The 19,250-nt window shown below is 70.2% G+C and carries 15 protein-coding genes; 8 read left to right on the forward strand and 7 right to left on the reverse strand.

All coding sequences use genetic code 11. The features are described from left to right. The first annotated feature begins 46 nt into the window (after window positions 1-46). Window positions 47-1,219: an amidohydrolase gene (locus ACT3T9_RS14595; protein WP_444606877.1), complete on the forward strand. Its 1,173-nt coding sequence runs from the start codon at window positions 47-49 to the stop codon at window positions 1,217-1,219. 24 nt (window positions 1,220-1,243) lie between these two features. On the opposite strand, the gene ACT3T9_RS14600 is transcribed toward ACT3T9_RS14595, so the two are convergent. Both ACT3T9_RS14600 and ACT3T9_RS14605 read right to left on the reverse strand, forming a co-directional pair. Then, entirely contained in the window at window positions 1,244-1,606 is a 363-nt protein-coding gene (locus ACT3T9_RS14600; RefSeq protein WP_441444304.1) for a GNAT family N-acetyltransferase, read from the reverse strand. 211 nt (window positions 1,607-1,817) lie between these two features. Further along, the gene (locus ACT3T9_RS14605; protein WP_441444303.1) at window positions 1,818-2,540 is read right to left on the reverse strand and encodes a PepSY domain-containing protein; all 723 of its coding nucleotides are present in this window, start codon (window positions 2,538-2,540) and stop codon (window positions 1,818-1,820) included. 261 nt (window positions 2,541-2,801) lie between these two features. On the opposite strand from ACT3T9_RS14605, the gene ACT3T9_RS14610 reads away from it, so the two are divergent. Beyond that, window positions 2,802-5,267 carry a phosphoketolase family protein gene (locus tag ACT3T9_RS14610; RefSeq protein ID WP_444606914.1) on the forward strand — a complete coding sequence of 822 codons (2,466 nt, stop codon included), beginning with the start codon at window positions 2,802-2,804 and terminating at the stop codon, window positions 5,265-5,267. Between the two features lie 16 nt (window positions 5,268-5,283). Here the strand turns inward: ACT3T9_RS14610 and ACT3T9_RS14615 are convergent, their stop codons facing one another. Further along, entirely contained in the window at window positions 5,284-6,156 is an 873-nt protein-coding gene (locus tag ACT3T9_RS14615; RefSeq protein WP_444599640.1) for a GNAT family N-acetyltransferase, read from the reverse strand. A 195-nt stretch (window positions 6,157-6,351) separates the two neighbouring features. Here ACT3T9_RS14615 and ACT3T9_RS14620 point away from each other — a divergent pair, with 195 nt between their 5' ends. Next, the gene (locus tag ACT3T9_RS14620; RefSeq protein WP_444606878.1) at window positions 6,352-6,651 is read left to right on the forward strand and encodes an acylphosphatase; all 300 of its coding nucleotides are present in this window, start codon (window positions 6,352-6,354) and stop codon (window positions 6,649-6,651) included. A gap of 72 nt (window positions 6,652-6,723) precedes the next feature. Here the strand turns inward: ACT3T9_RS14620 and ACT3T9_RS14625 are convergent, their stop codons facing one another. Together ACT3T9_RS14625 and ACT3T9_RS14630 are read right to left on the reverse strand one after the other, a co-directional pair. Continuing rightward, window positions 6,724-7,905 carry an MFS transporter gene (locus tag ACT3T9_RS14625; RefSeq protein ID WP_444606879.1) on the reverse strand — a complete coding sequence of 394 codons (1,182 nt, stop codon included), beginning with the start codon at window positions 7,903-7,905 and terminating at the stop codon, window positions 6,724-6,726. Between the two features lie 270 nt (window positions 7,906-8,175). Then, on the reverse strand, window positions 8,176-8,823 hold the full coding sequence (locus ACT3T9_RS14630; protein ID WP_444606880.1) for an SDR family oxidoreductase: 648 nt from the start codon (window positions 8,821-8,823) through the stop codon (window positions 8,176-8,178). 225 nt (window positions 8,824-9,048) lie between these two features. Here ACT3T9_RS14630 and ACT3T9_RS14635 point away from each other — a divergent pair, with 225 nt between their 5' ends. Beyond that, window positions 9,049-10,104 (forward strand): DUF808 domain-containing protein, encoded by a 1,056-nt coding sequence (locus ACT3T9_RS14635; protein WP_444606881.1) that lies wholly within the window; start codon window positions 9,049-9,051, stop codon window positions 10,102-10,104. A 179-nt stretch (window positions 10,105-10,283) separates the two neighbouring features. On the opposite strand, the gene ACT3T9_RS14640 is transcribed toward ACT3T9_RS14635, so the two are convergent. Next, window positions 10,284-10,796, reverse strand: coding sequence for a phosphoribosyltransferase (locus ACT3T9_RS14640; RefSeq protein ID WP_441444297.1), 513 nt, complete (start codon window positions 10,794-10,796; stop codon window positions 10,284-10,286). A gap of 294 nt (window positions 10,797-11,090) precedes the next feature. On the opposite strand from ACT3T9_RS14640, the gene ACT3T9_RS14645 reads away from it, so the two are divergent. From ACT3T9_RS14645 to ACT3T9_RS14660, 4 genes are all read left to right on the forward strand, one after another. Then, entirely contained in the window at window positions 11,091-11,852 is a 762-nt protein-coding gene (locus tag ACT3T9_RS14645) for a DeoR/GlpR family DNA-binding transcription regulator (RefSeq protein ID WP_444606882.1), read from the forward strand. Beyond that, window positions 11,849-12,805 (forward strand): 1-phosphofructokinase family hexose kinase, encoded by a 957-nt coding sequence (locus ACT3T9_RS14650; RefSeq protein WP_444606883.1) that lies wholly within the window; start codon window positions 11,849-11,851, stop codon window positions 12,803-12,805. Before ACT3T9_RS14645 ends, ACT3T9_RS14650 begins: the two co-directional genes overlap by 4 nt. 64 nt (window positions 12,806-12,869) lie before the next feature. Then, window positions 12,870-14,942: a PTS fructose transporter subunit IIABC gene (locus ACT3T9_RS14655; protein ID WP_444606884.1), complete on the forward strand. Its 2,073-nt coding sequence runs from the start codon at window positions 12,870-12,872 to the stop codon at window positions 14,940-14,942. A 237-nt stretch (window positions 14,943-15,179) separates the two neighbouring features. Then, window positions 15,180-16,034 (forward strand): YwaF family protein, encoded by an 855-nt coding sequence (locus ACT3T9_RS14660; protein ID WP_441444293.1) that lies wholly within the window; start codon window positions 15,180-15,182, stop codon window positions 16,032-16,034. On the opposite strand, the gene ACT3T9_RS14665 is transcribed toward ACT3T9_RS14660, so the two are convergent. Beyond that, the gene (locus ACT3T9_RS14665) at window positions 15,968-19,207 is read right to left on the reverse strand and encodes a GH92 family glycosyl hydrolase (RefSeq protein WP_441444292.1); all 3,240 of its coding nucleotides are present in this window, start codon (window positions 19,205-19,207) and stop codon (window positions 15,968-15,970) included. The two genes, ACT3T9_RS14660 and ACT3T9_RS14665, sit on opposite strands and share 67 nt — an antisense overlap. Window positions 19,208-19,250 lie beyond the last annotated feature (43 nt).

A 19,250-nucleotide genomic window follows, 5' to 3' on the forward strand; every position in this document is an offset into this window, starting at 1 on the left:
TCGCCGCCGATTTGACTCCACCGTCCGGTCGGCGGAATGTCGTCGCATGACCTTCACCGCCATCACCAATGCCCATATCGTCCCCATCGAGGGCGAGCCCTTCGACGGGACGCTCCTGATCCAGGACGGACGGATCACCGATCTCGGGCCCGACCTGGAGATCCCTGCAGATGCCGAGGTGCTCGACGCGGCGGGCGGCTGGCTGCTGCCGGGGTTCATCGACGCCCACGTGCACCTCGGCGTGTGGGAGGAGGGCGAGGGCTGGGCCGGCCAGGACACCAACGAGATGACCGACCCGGTGATGGCCGCGGCACGCGCGATCGACGCGATCAACCCCGTCGAGGTCGGCTTCGACGACGCGATCATCGGCGGCATCACCGCGGTGAACGTCAATCCCGGCTCCGGGAACCCGATCGGTGGCCTCGCGGTCGCGATCCGCACCCATGGCCGCGTGGTGGACGACATGGTGCTGCGCAGCCCCTCCGGGCTCAAGGCCGCGCTCGGCGAGAACCCCAAGCGCGTCTACGGGGAGCGGAACCAGACCCCCTCGACCCGACTCGGCGTGGCTCTCACGATCCGTCAAGCCTTCGCGAAGGCCCGCGCCTGGAGCGCGAAGCCCGTCGAGGAGCGCAATGCGGATCTGGTCTCCGAGGCGCTCACCCGGGTGCTGGAGCGCGAGATCCCGTGGCGCCAGCACTCGCACCGGGCCGACGACATCGCCACCGCCCTGCGGCTCGCCGAGGAGTTCGGCTACGAGCTGGTGCTCGACCACGGCACCGAGTCGTACCTGATCGCCGACCGGATCGCGGCCGCCGGGGTGCCGGTGCTCTACGGACCGCTGATCGTCTCCCGCTCCAAGGTGGAGGTCCGGAACCGCACCCCGCAGGCGCCCGGGATCCTCACCGCGGCAGGGGTGAAGGTCTCGATCATCACCGACCATCCGGTGGTGCCGATCGAGTTCCTCATCGACCAGGCGGCTCTCGCCGTCAAGCACGGCATGGCCTCGGCCGACGCGCTGCGGGCGATCACCCTGAACCCGGCCGAGGTGCTGGGGATCGCCGATCGGCTCGGCTCCCTCGCCCCGGGCAAGGACGCGGATCTGGTGCTCTGGGAGGGCGATCCGCTGGATGTGCGGAACCGGACGCTGCGGGTATGGCAGAGCGGCCGCGAGGTCATGCATCGCGACGACGCCGGCGAGCCGGTGATAGCCGCGCGCTGAGGAGGCGGGCGGCCCGCCCGGCGCTCAGCCTTCGTAGGCTGGCGGGCCGTCCTCGGAGGCGGGCTCCTCGGCCGTGAGCGGCAGGTGGAACCGCTCCCGGGCGTTCTCCGGCACCAGGTCCAGGTGCTCCGCGAGGTTCTTGCGGATCAGGCGGTGCACGAGCGGGCAGTAGGGATGCAGCTGCAGTCCTCGCTCGCGGAGGTCGGCGAACATGCCACGGACGAGCTGGCCGGCCAGGCCCTGTCCCTGGAACGCCTCGTCGATCTCGGTGTGCACCGCTGCGAGAACTTCCCCGCGCAGCCGGTAGTCCACGAATCCGGCCGTGGTCCCGTCCACGCGGATCTCGTAGCGCGAGTTCTCGGGGCTGTCGATGACAACGGTGTCCATGGCGTCTCCTGCCGACGGTGGGGTCCGGGCGGGTGCTGTGCCCGGTCCCCACCGTAGTGCGGGGTCATGATGCCCGGCCAGGGTGCGCAGCCAGGGCGCTCGGCTGCGGCGCACAGTCGCAGTGCACAGCCGCAGTGCACAGCGAGCACCAGTCGTCGAGCGCACGACCGCAGTACCCAGCGAGCATCAGTCGTCGAGCGCGCGGCGATCGTCAGTCGTCGATCCTGACCTCACCGGTCTCGACGTCGACCTCCACGTCGACGTCGCCGCCGTCGGCCCGGTCGATGTCGATCTGGTAGCGGATCTTGCCGTCGTCGGAGTCCAGGTCCCAGCCGCTGACGCGCCCGGGCTCCTCACCGAGGGCGATCTCGATCGCCTCGGCGTAGGCCATCGGGGAGGTCACGTCGACCACGGGGTCCTGGTCGTCGTCATCATCGGTGTCGTGTGCGGTGACCTCGCCGGTGGTGGCGTCGATGTCGAGCTCGTGCTGGGTGCCGTCCGCGATGAGCTCGAGCTCCCACTCCCAGGCGCGGTCATCGTGGTCGATCTCGATCTGCACGAGCTCGCCGCCGCCCACGGTCTCGGTGGCGATCTCGAGTGCTCGTTCGGCGGTGATCGGCAGCTCCTCGGTGGCGAGATCCGCGTCCTCGGGCAGTGCGGCCGCGGCGGGTTCCTGCTGCGCGGAGCCCGTCGCGCCGCCGTCATCGCTCGCAGCGCTGTCGTCGGTCGAGGTGTCATCGGCCGCGCCATCGTCGGTCGCAGCACCCTCGTCGGAGGCGTCACCTCCCTCCTGGGCGGTGCCGGACCCCTCGCTGGGCGCTGCGCCGTCCTCGCTCTGATCAGTGCCGCCGCAGCCGGCGGCGAGGGCGACGACGAGTGCCCCGAGCGCCGCGGCGCGGGCGGTGGTGCGGGGACGGATGAGGGTGCGGTTCATGGGGTGCCACCTTCCTGGAGGGGTGCTGCCACCCGCGGCGGCAGACTCCCGATGTCGAACAGTCACCCCAGGCTAGAACGGGGAAGGGGCCATGAGCGGATGCTGAGGAGACTCTCATCCGCCTCTCATCGGCTGTGGACCGAACGGTCCGGGTCGGGACCGTCGGCCCCTTTCCAGGTCCGCGATCCGGCTCTACAGTGAGGATGTCGTCCCTGCCGGAGCTCCTGCAGGTCTCCCGACCCCTTGGAAGGCGCCATGACCATGAACTCTCGCTGGCCCGACTCTCCTGCCACTGCCCCGACGGAGGAGGACCTCCGGCGGCTCCACGCCTGGTGGCGGGCCGCGAACTACCTGTCGGTCGGCCAGATCTACCTCAAGGACAACCCGCTGCTGCGCCGACCGCTGCAGCGGGAGCACGTCAAGCCGCGGCTGCTGGGGCACTGGGGCACCACGCCGGGCCTGACATTCCTGTACGCGCATGCGAACCGGTCGATCGCTCAGCGCGGGCTGAAGGCCATGTACATCACCGGCCCCGGTCACGGCGGCCCGGGACTGGTCGCCTCGACCTATCTCGAAGGCACCTACTCCGAGGTGTATCCGGCGGTGAGCGAGGACGAGGACGGGCTGGCTCGGCTGTTCACCCAGTTCTCCTTCCCCGGCGGGATCCCCTCGCACGTGGCCCCGGAGACGCCCGGTTCGATCCATGAGGGCGGCGAGCTCGGATACGCGCTCTCGCACGCCTACGGCGCGATGTTCGACAGCCCGGATCAGATCGCTTTCACGGTGATCGGGGACGGGGAGGCGGAGACGGGACCGCTGGCCACCTCCTGGCATTCCAACAAGTTCGTCAATCCCCAGAACGACGGCGTGGTGCTGCCGATCCTGCATCTGAACGGTTACAAGATCGCCAATCCGACGGTGCTCGCGAGAATCGGGGACGAGGAGCTCGCCTCGCTGATGCGCGGATACGGGCACACCCCGCTGTTCTTCACCGGCGGGTTCGACGATGAGGACCCGCTGGAGACCCATCGACGCTTCACGGAGGTCCTGGATCAGGCGCTCGATCAGATCGCGGAGATCAAGCAGCACGCGGCCGAGGATGCCAAGGCCGGTCGCGAGACCGAGCGCCCTGCCTGGCCGATGATCGTCTTCCGTACCCCGAAGGGGTGGACCGGGCCGAAGGAGATCGACGGCAACAAGACCGAGGGCTCCTGGCGCTCGCATCAGGTGCCGCTGGCCAACGCACGGGACACCGACGAGCATCTCGCGAACCTCGATTCCTGGCTGCGGTCCTACCGGCCCGAGGAGCTGTTCGACGAGGAGGGCAGGCTGCACGAGGACATCGCCGCCGCCGCGCCGACCGGTGAGCTGCGGATGTCCGCGAATCCCTCCACCAACGGCGGCTCGGTGCTCATCCCGCTGCGACTACCGGACTTCCGCGAGTACGCCGTGGAGGTCCCCCGTCCCGGAGGTGTGATCGCGGAGGCGACGAAGGTGCTGGGCACCTGGTTGCGGGATGTAGTCCGGGACAATCCGTCGAACTTCAGGATCTTCGGCCCGGACGAGACGGCGTCGAACCGGTTGCAGACGGTCTATGAGGCCACCGACAAGCAGTGGAACGCGGACTTCGAGGAGCATGACCGCTCCGAGCATCTCGCCCGTGCCGGGCGGGTGATGGAGGTGCTCTCCGAGCACCAGTGCCAGGGCTGGCTCGAGGGATACCTGCTCACGGGCCGCCACGGCATGTTCTCCTCCTATGAGGCGTTCATCCACATCGTCGACTCGATGGTCAACCAGCACGCCAAGTGGCTCAAGGTGTCAGGTGAGCTCGAATGGCGCCGCCCCATCGCCTCGCTGAACTACCTGCTGAGCTCCCATGTATGGCGGCAGGACCACAACGGCTTCTCGCACCAGGACCCGGGCTTCATCGATCACATGGTCAACAAGAAGGCAGAGATCGTACGGGTCTACCTCCCGCCGGACGCGAACACGCTGCTGTCCACCTATGACCACTGCCTGCGCTCGAAGCAGTACGTCAACGTCGTCGTCGCCGGCAAGCAGCCGGGCCCGACCTGGCTGAGCATGGACGAGGCGGTCGTCCACTGCGCGCGCGGGCTGGGGATCTGGGACTGGGCGGGCACCGAGCAGAGCGGCCAGGAGCCGGAGGTGGTCCTCGCCTGCGCTGGGGACATCCCCACCATCGAGGTGCTCGCCGCGGCGAAGATCCTCCGTGCGGAGATCCCCGAGCTGCGGGTGCGGGTGCTGAACGTGGTGGATCTGATGCGTCTGCAGGACGACACCGAGCACCCGCACGGCCTCTCGCAGCGGGACTTCGACGGGTATTTCGGGCAGGACATCCCGGTGGTGTTCGCCTATCACGGCTATCCGTGGCTGATCCATCGCCTGGCCTACCGCCACGACCGCACCTCCCGGATCCATGTGCGCGGCTACAAGGAGGAGGGCACCACGACGACGCCCTTCGACATGCTGATGCTCAACGACGCGGACCGCTACCACCTGGTGATGGACGTGATCGACCGGGTCGAGGGGCTCAGCATCCGCTACGCCGGCCTGCGCCAGCAGATGGTGGATTCCCGCCTGTGGGCGCGGGCCTACGCCTACGAGCATGGGGAGGACGCCCCGGACATCGCCCAATGGCAGTGGGGAGACGGCGGCGATTCCGTCTCCGGCGGGGCCGCGGTGGACACCGGCGGAGACAACGCCTGAGGCCAGCGGCGAGGATTCAGGTCACCGCGCAGCGCTGCAGGTCCGGGACCTCTGCGCGCTGCGCGAATCCGGCCGCGACATAGGTCTCCACGGCGCCGGCCTGGGAGCGCGGGGTGCACACCAGCGCGCTCGAGGCTCCCAGGTCGCGCAGCTGCGCGGCGGCGGCACGGCAGATCGCACGACCGTGGCCGCGCCCGCGGTGGTCCGCGTGCACGCCCATCGGTTCGATGAGTCCGGGGCGGCCGACGCCGGCGGACCAGACGGTGACCACCGCGACTGCGGTGCCGTCACGGTCGCGGCCGAGCAGCGAGACGGCGTCGCGATAGGCCGGTGAGGTGGTCATGATGCGGAAGCGCTCATCGGTCACGCCGGGGCTGTCGAAGGCGGAGCGGTGCACGGCCGTGTACTCCGCGATGGTGTCGGCGCCGACCTGCTCGATGACGATCCCGGGCTCCTCGACCGGCGCGGCGAGGCCCCGGCGCAGGGGCACCCACGGCTCTCCCTCGCTCCAGCCGCGCCGCAGCAGCTCGGTGCGAAGACCATGCGCGGAATGCGCCTCCACGAAGGCCTGGCCCTCCGGCAGCACCGCATGCTCGGGCCGGGCGAGGGCCTCGGCCATGGAGCGGGCGAGCTCCTCGTCGGCGGCCAGAGCAGGATCCACAGCGGTGCGCACGAGGTCCGGCCCGTCCAAGAGACCGAGGGCGACCAGGCGATCCTCGCGGTGCCAGAGGCGCAGGTGCGCCGTAGCGGCCTCGGCCCCACGCAGGTGGTGCCAGCCGAGATCGCCGGGATGGAGATGGAACGGGCCATCCTCCCGCTGCCAGGTGCGCAGCGTCCCGATCGCGTGCTCGAGAAGGTCCGGGGTCGGGATGGTCAGCGTCGTCGCCATGACTGGATTCCATCATCGTCGGGGCTGACGGTCCAGAGGTTTTCTTCGCACGCAGACGGTGTTCTGGCTCTGGGGTGCTGATGAGGTGCGTCGAGGGGGCCACGAGAGGTGCCCTCGACGGCCGACACTACGATCAGGGCGAGGACGATCGGGTGACGCGCAGGCACGCGCAACGCCCACCGGGAGGGGACAGGCATGAACGACGCAGCAGCCGACGGCATCGAGTCTGTGCGGCGGATCGTGCGGGTCCGGGGCCGGGTGCAGGGAGTCGGTTTCCGGATGGATGCCGCCTCGGCGGCATCGCGGCTGGGTGTCGGCGGCACGGTGCGGAATCTGCTCGATGGCACGGTCGAAGCCGACGTCGAGGGCCCGCCGGAGGCCGTGGAGTCGATGATCGAGCACCTGCGAAAGGGTCCTTCGAGCGCCCGCGTCGACGGGATCGACGTACGCCGGGAGGCACCGCGCGGGGCGGACTCGTTCCGGGTCACGGGCTGAACTGCGTCCGGAGCTGAACAGCATTGCGGGCCGGGAGGTTGCGCAGCCTGCGGGATCCCGCTGCCGGCGGTGTTACTGGAGGGGCGTCGCCTGTCGGCCGCGAGAGCGAGAGGTGAGCACGTAGTACGCGGCCAGGAGGGCGCCGGCGCTCACCATCGCAGTCGAGGTGAGTATCAGGACCCCCTGGCCGGCCCGGTCGATGATCAGCCCGCCCACGAGCGCACCGGCGGCGATCGAGATGTTGAAGACCGCGCTGTTCAGCGCAGTGCCCTCTTCGAGGACCTCACCGGCCTCGGAGCCCACGAAGGCCTGGATGGCCACCGAGATCGCTCCGACGAACAATCCCCACAGCGGCAGGATCGCGAGGGCCATGGCCGGGCTGTCCATGAGCAGGTACACCGCGATCAGCGACACCCCCACCCCGGCGGAGACCACCAGCACGCCCCAGGGGGCGCTGCGGCGCAGCAGCGGGGCCACGGCGAAGTTGCCGATCAGTCCGGCGATGCCGTAGGCCAGGAGCATCATGCCCACATCGGTCACGGGCACATCCGCCCGCTCCAGCAGGATGGGGCTGACATAGGAGTAGGTGATGAACTGCGCGACCACCACCAGGAGGGTGAGGGCCACCGCGTAGCGCACCCCGCGAGTGCGGGCTGCGAGGAGCATCATCGCCGGGGTGACGTTGACCGGCGAGCGCACGGGACGCACCAGCACCAGGATCAGGAGGGCGACGACCGCAGCGACCGCTCCGACGATCGCGAAGGCGGCCCGCCACCCCATGTGGGTGCCGATCCAGGCGGCGACCGGCACGCCCAGCACCAGCGCAGCCCCCGCGCCGCTGAAGGCGATGGTCAGCGCCCGCGCGGCATGCTCCTTCCCGACCTGGCCGAGGGCAACGATCGCCATCACCGCCCAGTACAGGCCGATCGAGATGCCGGCGAAGAGGCGGGAGATCAGAAGCACCGCGAAGGTCGGGGCGATGACGCTCAGAGCGCTGGAGACGACGACGGAGGCGAGGGCGAGGACCAGCACGAGGCGGCGATCCATCCCGCGCACGATCACGGGGGTGAGGACGGCGACGATGCCGGCGAGGACACCGGGCACCGTGACCGTGAGGCCGGCCATGCCCTCGCTCACCCCGAGATCCGGTGCCATCACGCTGAGCACCCCGATGGGCAGCTCCTCGATGGTGATGAGCACGAAGATCCCGGCCGCGAGGGCCACGATCCCGGCCCAACGGCGTGCGCTGTCCACTGCTGCTGCTCCTCGTTCTCGGTCCGGTCCACTCACGATAGATCACCGCAGGTCGCACGATCACCGCAGGTCGCACGAACACCGCAGGTCGCGCGATCACCGCAGGTCGGACGAACCGATGGATGCCCTCCGACCCCTGCGACGCACGAGGGCCCCGGTCGCGTCGGGGCAACCGGGGCCCGCCTGGGGCGGCATCTCCCGCGGGGCCATCCCGCAGTTCCGCCTCGCGGCGTCACCTCGCGGGATCAGCTCGCGGCGTCAGATCACGCGTCAGATCACGGTGTCGAAAGCTGCGCCGATCTCCTGCTCCCCATCGTTGAACTGGAGGAACTTCCCGGCGGTGCCGGGACGCTCGATGGCGGCCGCGATGGTGCGGGCCACGTTGGCGCGCGAGACGGTGCCGCTCTCGGGCGCGCCGAGATCGATTCGTCCGGTCGGCTCCTCGAGGGTGAGGCCCGAGGGGCCGAGGATCGTCCAGGCCAGCTCGGTTCCCTGCAGGTGGGCGTCGGCCTGCGCCTTGGCCTCCGCATAGGCGTGGAAGGGCTCCGACTCAGGGATGCCGTGCTCCAGGCTCGCGCCGAAGTAGCTGACCATCACATAGCGGCTCGCTCCGACGCGCTGCGCGGCGTCCATCGATGCGATCGCCGCCCGCTGATCGACCGCGATGGTGCGCTCCGGGTCCCCGCCGCCGGCGCCAGCGGACCACACCACTGCGTCCTTGCCGCGCAGCAGCTCGTCCCAGCCTCCGGCGTCGAGGCTCTCGATGTCGCTGAGCACCGCCTTGGCCCCGGTGGCCTCGACCTCCGCCGCATGGGCAGGGTTGCGGATCACCGAGTGGACCGTGTGCCCGGCCTCCACGAGCAGCGGGGCCGCGAGCAGCGCGACCTTTCCATGTCCTCCGATAAGTGCAATATCCATACCCATCACACTGTCACCACTGCCCCCAGGAGTCGAGCCTTGTTCGCGGTGTTCGCCGCGGGTGGACATCGGGTTCCGCTGCCGCCGGACGCACGCCGTGCGCACGTCACGCCCTGCGGATCGCATCACGGTGCTGCCGGGCATCGGGCTCACTGTGCACACGCCCGTTATCCTGAGCCGGACCGCCGCGCGTGCGGCAATCTCCTCGAGAGAAGGAACCTCAGCATGGCCGGTGGACTCGCTGCACTGCTCGATGACGTCGCCGCAATCGCGCGCCTGGCCGCAGCCAGCACGGACGACATAGCCGCCGCCTCCGTCAAGGCGAGCTCGAAGGCCATGGGCGTGGTGATCGATGATGCCGCGGTGACGCCCCAGTACGTGAAGGGGCTCCAGCCCAAGCGCGAGCTGCCGATCATCTGGCGGATCACCAAGGGCTCCTTCCGCAACAAGCTCATCTTCATCCTGCCAGTCCTGCTGCTGCTGAGCATCTTCGCACCCTGGGCACTGACGCCGATCCTGATGCTCGGTGGCCTGTATCTGAGCTTCGAGGGCGCCGAGAAGATCTGGGAGCTGGTCAGCGGGAAGCCGAAGAAGGCGCCGGCCGCAGCTAAGGGAGCCGACGCCGAGGACAAGATCGTCTCGAGCGCGGTACGCACGGACCTGATCCTCTCCGCAGAGATCATGGTCATCTCCATGAACTCGATCGAGGCGGACTCGCTGTGGGCGCGTGCCGCCGTGCTCGTGGTGGTCGCGATCGGCATCACCGTGCTGGTCTACGGGGCCGTGGGCATCCTGGTGAAAATGGATGACGTGGGCCTGGCCATGGCGGCCGACAAGGACTCGGAGTTCAAGCAGAAGTTCGGCAACGGCCTGGTCCAGGCGATGCCGAAGGTCATGACCGTGATCAGCTATGTGGGCATGGTCGCGATGCTCTGGGTGGGCGGTCACATCCTGCTGGTCGGCACCCACGAGCTCGGGCTCGCCCAGCCCTATGGCTTCGTCCACCACCTCGAGGGGTTGGTGGCTGGCGTCGCCGGGGTCGGCGGAGTGCTCGCCTGGCTGATCAACACCTTCTTCTCGTTCGTGCTCGGCCTGATCGTCGGCGGCATCGTTGCCGTCATCATGCACTTCCTGCCCTTCGGGCATCACGGTGACGACGAGCACGGCGACGACGAGGGCAAGCACGCCGCGGCGAGCGCCGACGACACCCCCGGTACGGATGCCGCCGTCGGCTCCTCCACCGACTCAGGGAACCCAACGCCCCCCATGCCCCAGCGCTGAGGCGCCCCGCGGGCCCCACCGCGCCCGTCGGGACGCAGGCAACGCAGGCAACGCAGGATCGTACGAAAACGAGCCAGATCCTCACGGATTCTGGCTCGTTTTCGTCCTATCGCGACCCTGCCGGCCGGGGTCCCGGCGCTGGCCGGGGAACCAGCGCAGGCAGGGGAACCGGCGCTGGGTCAGGCTCCGGCCGGGGTCACGGGCGGCTCGGCGGACCAGGGGAAGACGATCCACTCATCGGTGCGGCGCCACACGTAGTCCGGGGAGACCACGGAGGCGGACTTCGCGTAGAGGACGGCGCTGCGGGCGTCGGCGCCCATCTCACGCAGCAGGTCCAGCACCAGGGCGAGGGTGCGGCCGGAATCGGCGACATCGTCGACGACCAGCAGGCGCTTGCCCTTGATCGACTCGGTGTCGAGCATCGGCGCGAGCAGCACCGGATCGGGCAGGGTCTCGTGGACGTCGGTGTAGAACTCGACGTTGATCGCATCGGCCAGCTTGAGGCCGAGGGCGTAGGAGAGCGAGCCTGCGGGCAGCAGCCCGCCGCGGGCAACGGCGATCACGATCTCGGGCTCGAAGTCGGAGTCAGCGATGTTCTGTGCCAACTCGCGCGAGGCAGTGCCGAACAGCTCCCAGCTCAGCACCTCCTTGACGACGAGGTCGGAGGAATCGGCGTGGAAGGCCTGGGACATCGGTTCGGTTCTCCTCGGGAGGGGCGATGCAGAGTGCTCCGATGGTAGCCGCCCCTGGCCCTGCGCTCGGGTGCTGGAGCCGTGGGTCTGCTCTCTTCCTCACAGCTCGCTCTCTCACGCCCGGTGCTGCGCAGGCAGGCAGCTCCGAGATTCAACGCTCGACCCACCGCACACCCAGAAAAACCCACACACTCCCACTGTTGTTTTGTGTGGCTTTCCCGGCTACTGTGATCCTCACGCGGTACGGCTCCCCGAGCTCTCCGCTCCCGCCCCGTCGATGAAGCAGGTGGATGCATGTACGCCCCAGAACGCCGACATCGGATCCTGGATGCGCTGACCGAATCCGGCCGCGTCACCGTCACCGATCTCGCCGCACAGTTCGAGGTGGCCACCGAGACCATCCGCCGCGATCTCGACCAGCTCGCCGAACAGCGGCTCCTGGATCGCGTCCACGGCGGGGCCGTCACGCGTCACCCCGGCGAGGTGGAACCGGACCTCGAATCCCGCCGGATCACCAACATCGAGGCCAAGCGGCGCCTGGCCCTCGCCGCCGCACGTCTGCTGCCCTCCGACCCCGACGCCGCCGTGCTGCTCGACGCCGGCACCACGGTCGGTGAGCTCCTGCCCCACCTCGACGGTCGCCGTGGCCCCGTGATCACGAACGCTCCCGCGATCGCGCAGGGCGCCCTGCGCCATACCGATCTGGCGGTGCACGTGCTTCCCGGCAGGGTGCGTCCCGCCACCGAGGCAGCTGTCGGTGTCACCACCGTCGACGCGATCCGTCTGCTCCACCCGGAGGTCGTGTTCCTCGGCTGCAACGGCCTGGGGCCCGAGGGATTCACCACCCCCGACCCCGACGAAGCCGCCGTGAAGACGGCGATGGTGACGTCGGCCGACCGGCGAGTGGTCCTCGCGGACTCCTCGAAGTTCGGCATCACGCGCCTGATCACGTTCGCCACCCTCACCGACGTCGACACCCTGGTCACCGACGGACCACCGCCTCCCGAGCTCCGCGCCCTCCTCGCTGAGGCCGGCGTGGAGGTGATCTGCGCATGATCATCACCTTCACCGCGAATCCCTCACTGGATCGGACGGTCGACCTGGGTGGCCCCCTCACCCCCGGGGGCGTACATCGCATCGGCGCGGACCACACCCAGCCCGGCGGCAAGGGCATCAATGTCGCGCTCGGCGTGCTCCGGGCGGGCCTGCCCGTCACCGCGGTGCTCCCGGCAGCACCGGCGGACCCGCTGCTCGCGCTGCTCGCCGCGGAAGGGCTGACGGTCCGCTCCAGCCCGATCTCGGGCCGGGTGCGCACGAACCTCACCGTGCTCTCCAGCCCGCAGCTCACCACCAAGCTCAACGAGCCCGGGGCGACCCTGTCCCTCTCCGAGGTCTCCGCGCTCGAACAGCTCCTGCTGGGAACCGCGGGTCCGCAGGACACCGTGATGCTCTCCGGCTCGCTGGCGCCGGGCCTGCCGGTCGACGAGTATGTGCGTCTGGTGCAGCAGCTCCACGCGCAGGGGGCCCGGGTCGGGGTCGACACCTCAGACGCGCCGCTCATGGCGCTCGCCGCCGCACTGCCGCAGGTCGCGCCAGACTTCCTCAAGCCCAATGCCGAGGAGCTCGGACAGATCGTCGGCACCGACGGCGATGCCCTCGAGCAGCAGGCCGCCGCCGGTGACCTCACCGGAGTGCACGAGGCGGCCCTGGACCTCCACCACCGCGGCGTCGGCGCCGTGCTGGTGACCCTCGGCGGAGCCGGCGGACTGCTCGCCACCGAGGGTTCCGCCTGGTACTGCCCCTCCGCAGCGGGCCCGGTGGTCTCCACCGTCGGCGCCGGCGATTCCGCGACCGCGGGCTACCTGATCGGCCGCGATCTCGGGGAGGGACCGGCACAGCGCCTGGCCCGCGCCCTGGCCTACGGGACGGCCGCCGTCGGCCTGCCCGGCACCACCATCCCCCGGCCGGACCAGGTGCGCATCGACGCCACCGGCGTCGTCCGTCTCTGAACCTGCCCTCACCCTGCACGCCCTCACTCCGCAGTCGCGGAGGAGCCCGTTCGAAGGAGAACTCATGTCCGCTCCCCTGATGACCCCAGAGCTGGTCCGCCTCGAGGTCGATCCTCCCGGCGACAAGCACGCGGTGATCGGCCTGATGGCTGATCTGATCTCCGCCACCGGTCGCGCCGATCGCGACGGCCTCGAGGCGGGGCTGCTCAAGCGCGAGGAGTCCTTCGCCACCGGCATGCCCGGCGGCTTCGCGATCCCCCACTGCCGCACCGACGCGGTCCATGAGGCGGCGCTGGGTTTCCTGCGCCTCGCAGAGCCCGTGGATTTCGGCTCCGCCGATGGGCCCGCTGATCTGATCATCGGTATCGCTGCTCCCGCGGGCACCGACGACCAGCATCTGAAGCTCCTCGCTCAGCTCTCGCGCGCGCTCATCCGCCCCGAGTTCCTCGCGGACCTGCGTGCTGTGAAGGAGCCCCATGAGGTCTCCGACCTGGTCATGGCCGTGCTCGAGCCCGCACCGGAGCCCGTGGCGGCCCCGGCGACGGCAGCAGGGACAGCCGCCAGCACAGGCGCAGGGACGACTGCGGAGGCCACACCGGTGGCGCAGCCCGACGCCGACGCAGCTCCGGTGCTGCTGGCGATCACCTCCTGCCCCACCGGCATCGCCCACACCTATATGGCCGCCGAGTCGCTCGAGAACGCCGCGAAGGAGAAGGGCGTCGAGCTGCACGTGGAGACCCAGGGCTCGGGCGGGATCACCCCCTTCACCGAGGAGCAGATCGCCGCGGCGAGCGCACTGATCGTCGCCGCAGATGTCAACATCTCCGGTCGTGAGCGCTTCGCCGGACTGCCGCTGGTGGAGCATCCCGTCAAGCGGGCCATCTCCCACGGCCCGCAGATGATCGACGAGGCCGTCGCCGCCTCCTCGGACCCGTCGGCCCGGCGCGTCCCGGCCGCTGGCGCGTCCGGCAGCGGCTCTGCTGACTCCTCGCAGTCGGGGACGCGGCAGTCCTGGCCGCGACGGATCCAGGGCGCCGTGATGACCGGCGTGTCCTACATGATCCCCTTCGTCGCCGCGGGCGGCCTGCTGATGGCGCTGGGCTTCCTCATCGCCGGCTTCGACGTCGCTTTCGTCGCGCAGGACGTCGCGACCACCTTCTCGCTCGGCTCCCTGCCGGACCACCAGACCTATGACGGTGCGACCGGGGCGATGCAGACCGATCGGGCAGGTCTGGCCCTCTACCTCGGCGCAGTGCTGTTCACCCTCGGCAACCTCGGCATGGGCTTCCTGGTGGCAGCGCTGTCGGGCTACATCGCCTTCGGCCTCGCGGGACGCCCGGGCATCGCCCCCGGCTTCATCGGCGGCGCCGTGTCCCTGGCGATCGGTGCCGGGTTCCTCGGCGGCCTGATCACCGGCCTGCTGGCCGGCCTGGTCGCCCTGTGGTTCACCACCCTGAAGCCGCCGCGGTGGCTCGCCGGGCTGATGCCCGTGGTGATCATCCCGCTGCTGACCACCCTCATCGTGGGCGGTCTGATGCTGCTGTTCCTGGGCCGCCCGCTGGCCTCCCTGATGACCGCCCTGCAGGACGGGCTGACCGGGATGTCCGGCTCCTCCGCGATTCTGCTCGGCGTGATCATCGGCCTGATGATGTGCTTCGACCTGGGCGGACCGGTCAACAAGGCCGCCTACCTGTTCGCGACCGCCGGCCTCTCCCAGGGCACCGAGGCATCCTTCCAGATCATGGCGGCCGTGATGGCCGCGGGCATGGTGCCGCCGCTGGCGATGGCCCTGTCCACCGTGGTGCGCCGGAAGCTCTACTCCCCGGTGGAGCGGGAGAACGGCGCCACTGCCTGGCTGCTCGGGGCGGCGTTCATCACGGAGGGCGCGATCCCCTTCGCCGCGGCGGACCCGCTGCGCGTGATCCCCTCCTCGATGGCCGGCGGCGCCGTCACCGGTGCGCTGATCATGGCTTTCAGCGTCGGCTCGCAGGCCCCGCACGGCGGCATCTTCGTCGCCTTCGCGATCTCCCCGATCTGGGGATTCCTGGTGGCGATCCTCGCCGGCACGCTGGTCTCCGCGGCGCTGGTCACCGTGCTCAAGGAGCTCGGCAGCCGCCGACAGGGCGCTGCCGCCTAATCCTCCGGGCCATGCCCGGCTGAGCCGGACTCCTCCCCTCTTCCGAGCACGCCCACCGAGCATGACCTTCGGTGCACACCTCTCTCGACTGGAAGCTCCCCGCCGCGGCGGGGAGCTTCCGTATGCTCGAACAGAGTGCCTGTGCTGGCCCACCATTGTGGCGGAGCGAAGACGACAGACCGACGACGTCGGCCCTCGAGAGCGGCCGGAGCACTCGCCGGAGCGCAAGGAGCAGAGATGCCGGAGAGCCACAGTTCAGGCGCTCTGCTGGCCGCGGGGCCCCTCGGGCACATGCCCGCCTACGGCGCGGCCCACCTGACCATGCTCGCCTTGCTCGTGCTCGCCGCTTTCGCGCTGGTCCTCTGGGCCCGCCGCTCAGCACCGCAGCGCGTGGACCAGGTGCTCCGCATCGCAGGCTGGGTGCTGCTCGCCAACGCCGTGTTCTGGACGTCGTGGGGCTTCATGCCCTGGGCCTGGAACCTCCATGAATCCCTGCCGCTGCACTATTCCGACGCGCTGCGGTTCCTCGTGCCACTGGCCCTGATCACACAGGCCCGGTGGGCGATCGTGGTCAGCTGGTTCTGGGGCCTGACGTTGAACCTGCAGTCCGTGCTCACGCCGGATGTGAACTACTTCGTGTGGATCCCGTTGGAGTTCACGCAGTACTGGATCGCGCATGGGGCGGGACTGCTGGCACCTCTGGTGCTGATCTGGGGGCTCGGCTATCGGCCCACCTGGCGGGGCTACGGACTCGCCTACGCGGTGACGGCGGCGTGGGCGGTGATCGCCTTCACCGGCAATGCTCTGACCGGCGCGAACTACGGCTACCTCAACCGGGCTCCCGCAGGGCCCTCGATCCTGGACCTGCTCGGCCCATGGCCGCAGTACCTGCTGGTCGAAGCGGTGCTGATCGCGGCGGTCTGGGCGCTGATGACCTGGCCGTGGGCGCTGCGCGACCGGCGTTCAGGCATCCCGCTCTCCGGCCGTGGCGGTGTCCTCAGGCGCCCGCTCGCGTCTCAGGCTCCTCAGGCCAGCAGCTCGATCTCCGCCAGCCGGAGCAGCCCCTCAGAGACCGTCACCACCAGGCGGTGATGGAGGCAGGGCCGGGGGTTCGCGATCTCGAAGGGGCGGGTCTGTCGGCGCCAGCGGAAGCTCTGCGCGGAACGGGCGTCGAGCACCGTCCAGTCGCGCCCGTCGTCCGATCCCTCGAGGCGCCAGGCGATCGGGTCCCCGCCGGTCTGCGCAGAGGAGGTCAGGGTGAGGAATCGGGCCTGCTGCGGCTCGCCCAGCTCCGGCAGCTCGATCACCGCGCTCGCAGTTCCGAAGGCGCGCTCGGTGCGGGAGTCGTCATCGTGCAGCGGGTCCGAGGGGTCGGCGGCGAACAGATCGCGCAGCGGCTGCGGCCGCTCCCCCGGCGTGCTCGGGGACGGGGGGATCCCTCCCCAGTCCGCGGGTTCCGCGGCGAGGCGCAGGTGCAGGCGGCCGCGCAGGTCCGCGTGGTCGATCCAGGAGTCGCGGTGCTCCCGGCCGTCCACGGTCATGCCGGTGATGCAGGTGTCCTGCGGATCCTCCGCCTGGGTGGTGATGGAGAACGGGGTCCCGCCCAGGGGATGCACGGTGGCGCGGGGGAACAGCGGCGCCACCAGGTGGTAGCGGCCGGTTCCGAGCTGCAGGGGGTACAGGCCCAGCGCTGTGAGCAGCCACCAGGCGCTCATCTCGCCGTTGTCCTCATCACCCGGGTAGCCCTGGCCGATCTGCTCGCCGACGAAGAGCCGGCGGTGCACCTCTCGCACGATCCGGGACGCCTCCTCGGGTGCTCCGACGTGGTGGAAGAGGAAGGGGATGTGGTGCGAGGGCTGGTTCGACATCCCGAACTGGCCCATCCGCACTGCGCGCGCCTCGACCATCTCGTGGATGACCGTGTCGTAGCTGCCCGGTCGGTCTGCCCGCTCCGGGGTGTCGAAGAATTCCTCGAGCCGTCCACGCAGCATCTCGCGGCCGCCGTACAGGGTGGCCAGCCCCTCCCCGTCATGCGGGACGTGGAAGGCGAAGTTCCAGCCGTCGGTCTCGGTGTAGTCCCCGCCCCAGACGCGAGGGTCATACTCCTCGGGGCTCTGCGCGAAGGCGCCGTCGGCGTGGCGGCCCTGGAAGAATTCGATCGCGGGGTCGAACAGCAACGGGTAGTTCAGGCTGCGCGCCGCAAGATAGCGCGCCTCCTCGCGCAGCTGCCCGGCCGCCACCGCCTCGCCGTCGGCCTCGGCGCGCTGCGCGAGCAGCTCCGCCTGGGCGGCGAGTCCCGCGTCGTTGATGTGCGCCTCGAGCGCCCAGGACACGGACTCCTCGGTATCCGTGTCGACATAGCCGGTGAACACCGCCCGCTCGTTGCCCTTGCGCCCCACCTCGGGGAAGGGCGGGGCCACGGTGGCGTTGCGCAGCCCTGACTCGTAGGCGGAGAGCAGGTCCGGCAGCGGGACCCCTTTGACGTGGAGGTCCGCGAAGGCGATATCGCTGCTGGTGCCGGTCATGCAGTCCGCATATCCCGGCGCAGACCAGCGGGCGATCCAACCGCCCTCGCGGTACTGCTGGACGAAGCCGTCCGCGAGCTCGGCGGCGAGCTGCGGATAGAGCAGCGCATAGGCCGGCCAGGACGTCCGATAGGTGTCCCAGAAACCGTGGTTGACGTACATCTTCCCCGGAAGCACCTGCGCGTTTGTGCGGGTCGCGGTGGGGGCGCCCTTCACCGGCAGCACCGGACTCGCGTGGACCGGCTCAGGACGTTCGAGGCTGCCCGCGTTCTCCCCATGCGAGGTGGGATAGAGGTTCAGCCGATAGAGGTTGCCGTACAGGGTGCGGCGCTGAGCCGGAGCGGCATCCGGGGCGTCGATCACCTGCAGCCGCTCGGACCAGGCCGCGTGGGCGGCCGCACGGACCTCCTCGAAGCTGCGCTCGGCGAGCTCCTGGCCGAACGTGCGCCGGCACTGCTCGAGACCGAGATAGCTGGTGACCAGCCGGACCGTGACCCGACGGGTGCCGGGAGCGAAGGTCAGCACGCTGCCCCGGCTCTCACCCCGAGCCTGGTCCACGGAGACCGGCGCGGGATCCACCTGCCCCAGCAGGTACATGCGGGTGGCGCCCTCGGTGCGGACCTGACCCAGTGCCGGGGAGGAGTCGACCCATGCGTGCAGGCGGCCGTCGAAGACGGATCCCGCCGCATCGACCCGCGAGTGCTGGTCGACTCCCTCGACCAGCAGGTGCGGCGCCTCGCTCTGCTCCGGCAGGTCGATCTCACAGATCGCGCCGTGGTCTGTCGGTGCCAGGCGCAGCGTGATGCCGCCGTCCAGGGCGACCTCGTACAGGTCCGGCCGGGCAGTCTCCCGGTCATGGTCGAAGGCCCGGGCCCGGGCCGCTGGGCTCGCATCCGGCGTCGCGCCGAGCAGCGGCATCATCATCAGCTGGTGACGGTCCCCCATCCAAGGGCTGGGCTGGTGGGACAGCGCCATGCCCTGGAGCCGGGGGCGGTTGTCCGGACCGTTGGCGCGGTGGTATTCGTACGCCCACCGCCGGGTGCGCGCGTCGGTCGCCGGAGTGAAGAGAGCGAAGCCGTTGGGCAGTGCGGTCAGCGGCAGAGTGTTCCCGCGGGAGAACTCGCTCGAGGCATGGCTGCCGCGCCGGGTGTCGACCCAGGCCACCGGGTCCTCGAGGGGCGGATCCGCGCGCGGAGCCCCCAGGTACGGGCCGTCGATCCAGCCGGTGAGCATCGCGCCGTCGGCGACCCGCGAAGCATCCGGCCCGCCGATCTCCTCGAGCAGGTCACCTTCGGGATCCGCCGGGGCGTCGAGCACCATCAGCACCTCGGTGATCGTGCGGCCGACGAGATCCTCCAGGCTCAACTGCACGTCATTCCACTGGTCCGCGTAGAGGATCTTCCCGTCGCCGAGTCCGCGGGCGGTGGCGAGGGTCCCGTACTGGTCGCGGGGCGCGATGTCCGAGAGCCGGCTGCCATCGTCGAGCACCAGATCGAGAGCCACATAGGTCGCCCCCCAGGTCTGGGCCGCATCCAGCGCAGGGTGCACGAACCAGCGCAGGACATCACCGGGGGCGATGGTGCGGCCCGTCAGCTCCCGAAGACCCGGGAGGACAGGTGCCACGGCTTCGGCGCCCTCACCGGCGCTCCCTGCGTACCGCAGGGCGGACGGTGCCCGCAGCCCGGCGCCGTCCTTGCTGGTCGGTGATCCCACGGGTCCCTGGTCTGCGGTGACGATCATGCACGCCAGGCTATCGACTGCCCGTCCTCTCGCGGGCCAGGCA

Origin of the sequence: Brachybacterium sp. AOP29-B2-41, from assembly GCF_052378395.1 — a bacterium.
In the GTDB taxonomy this organism is placed as follows: Bacteria; Actinomycetota; Actinomycetes; order Actinomycetales; family Dermabacteraceae; genus Brachybacterium.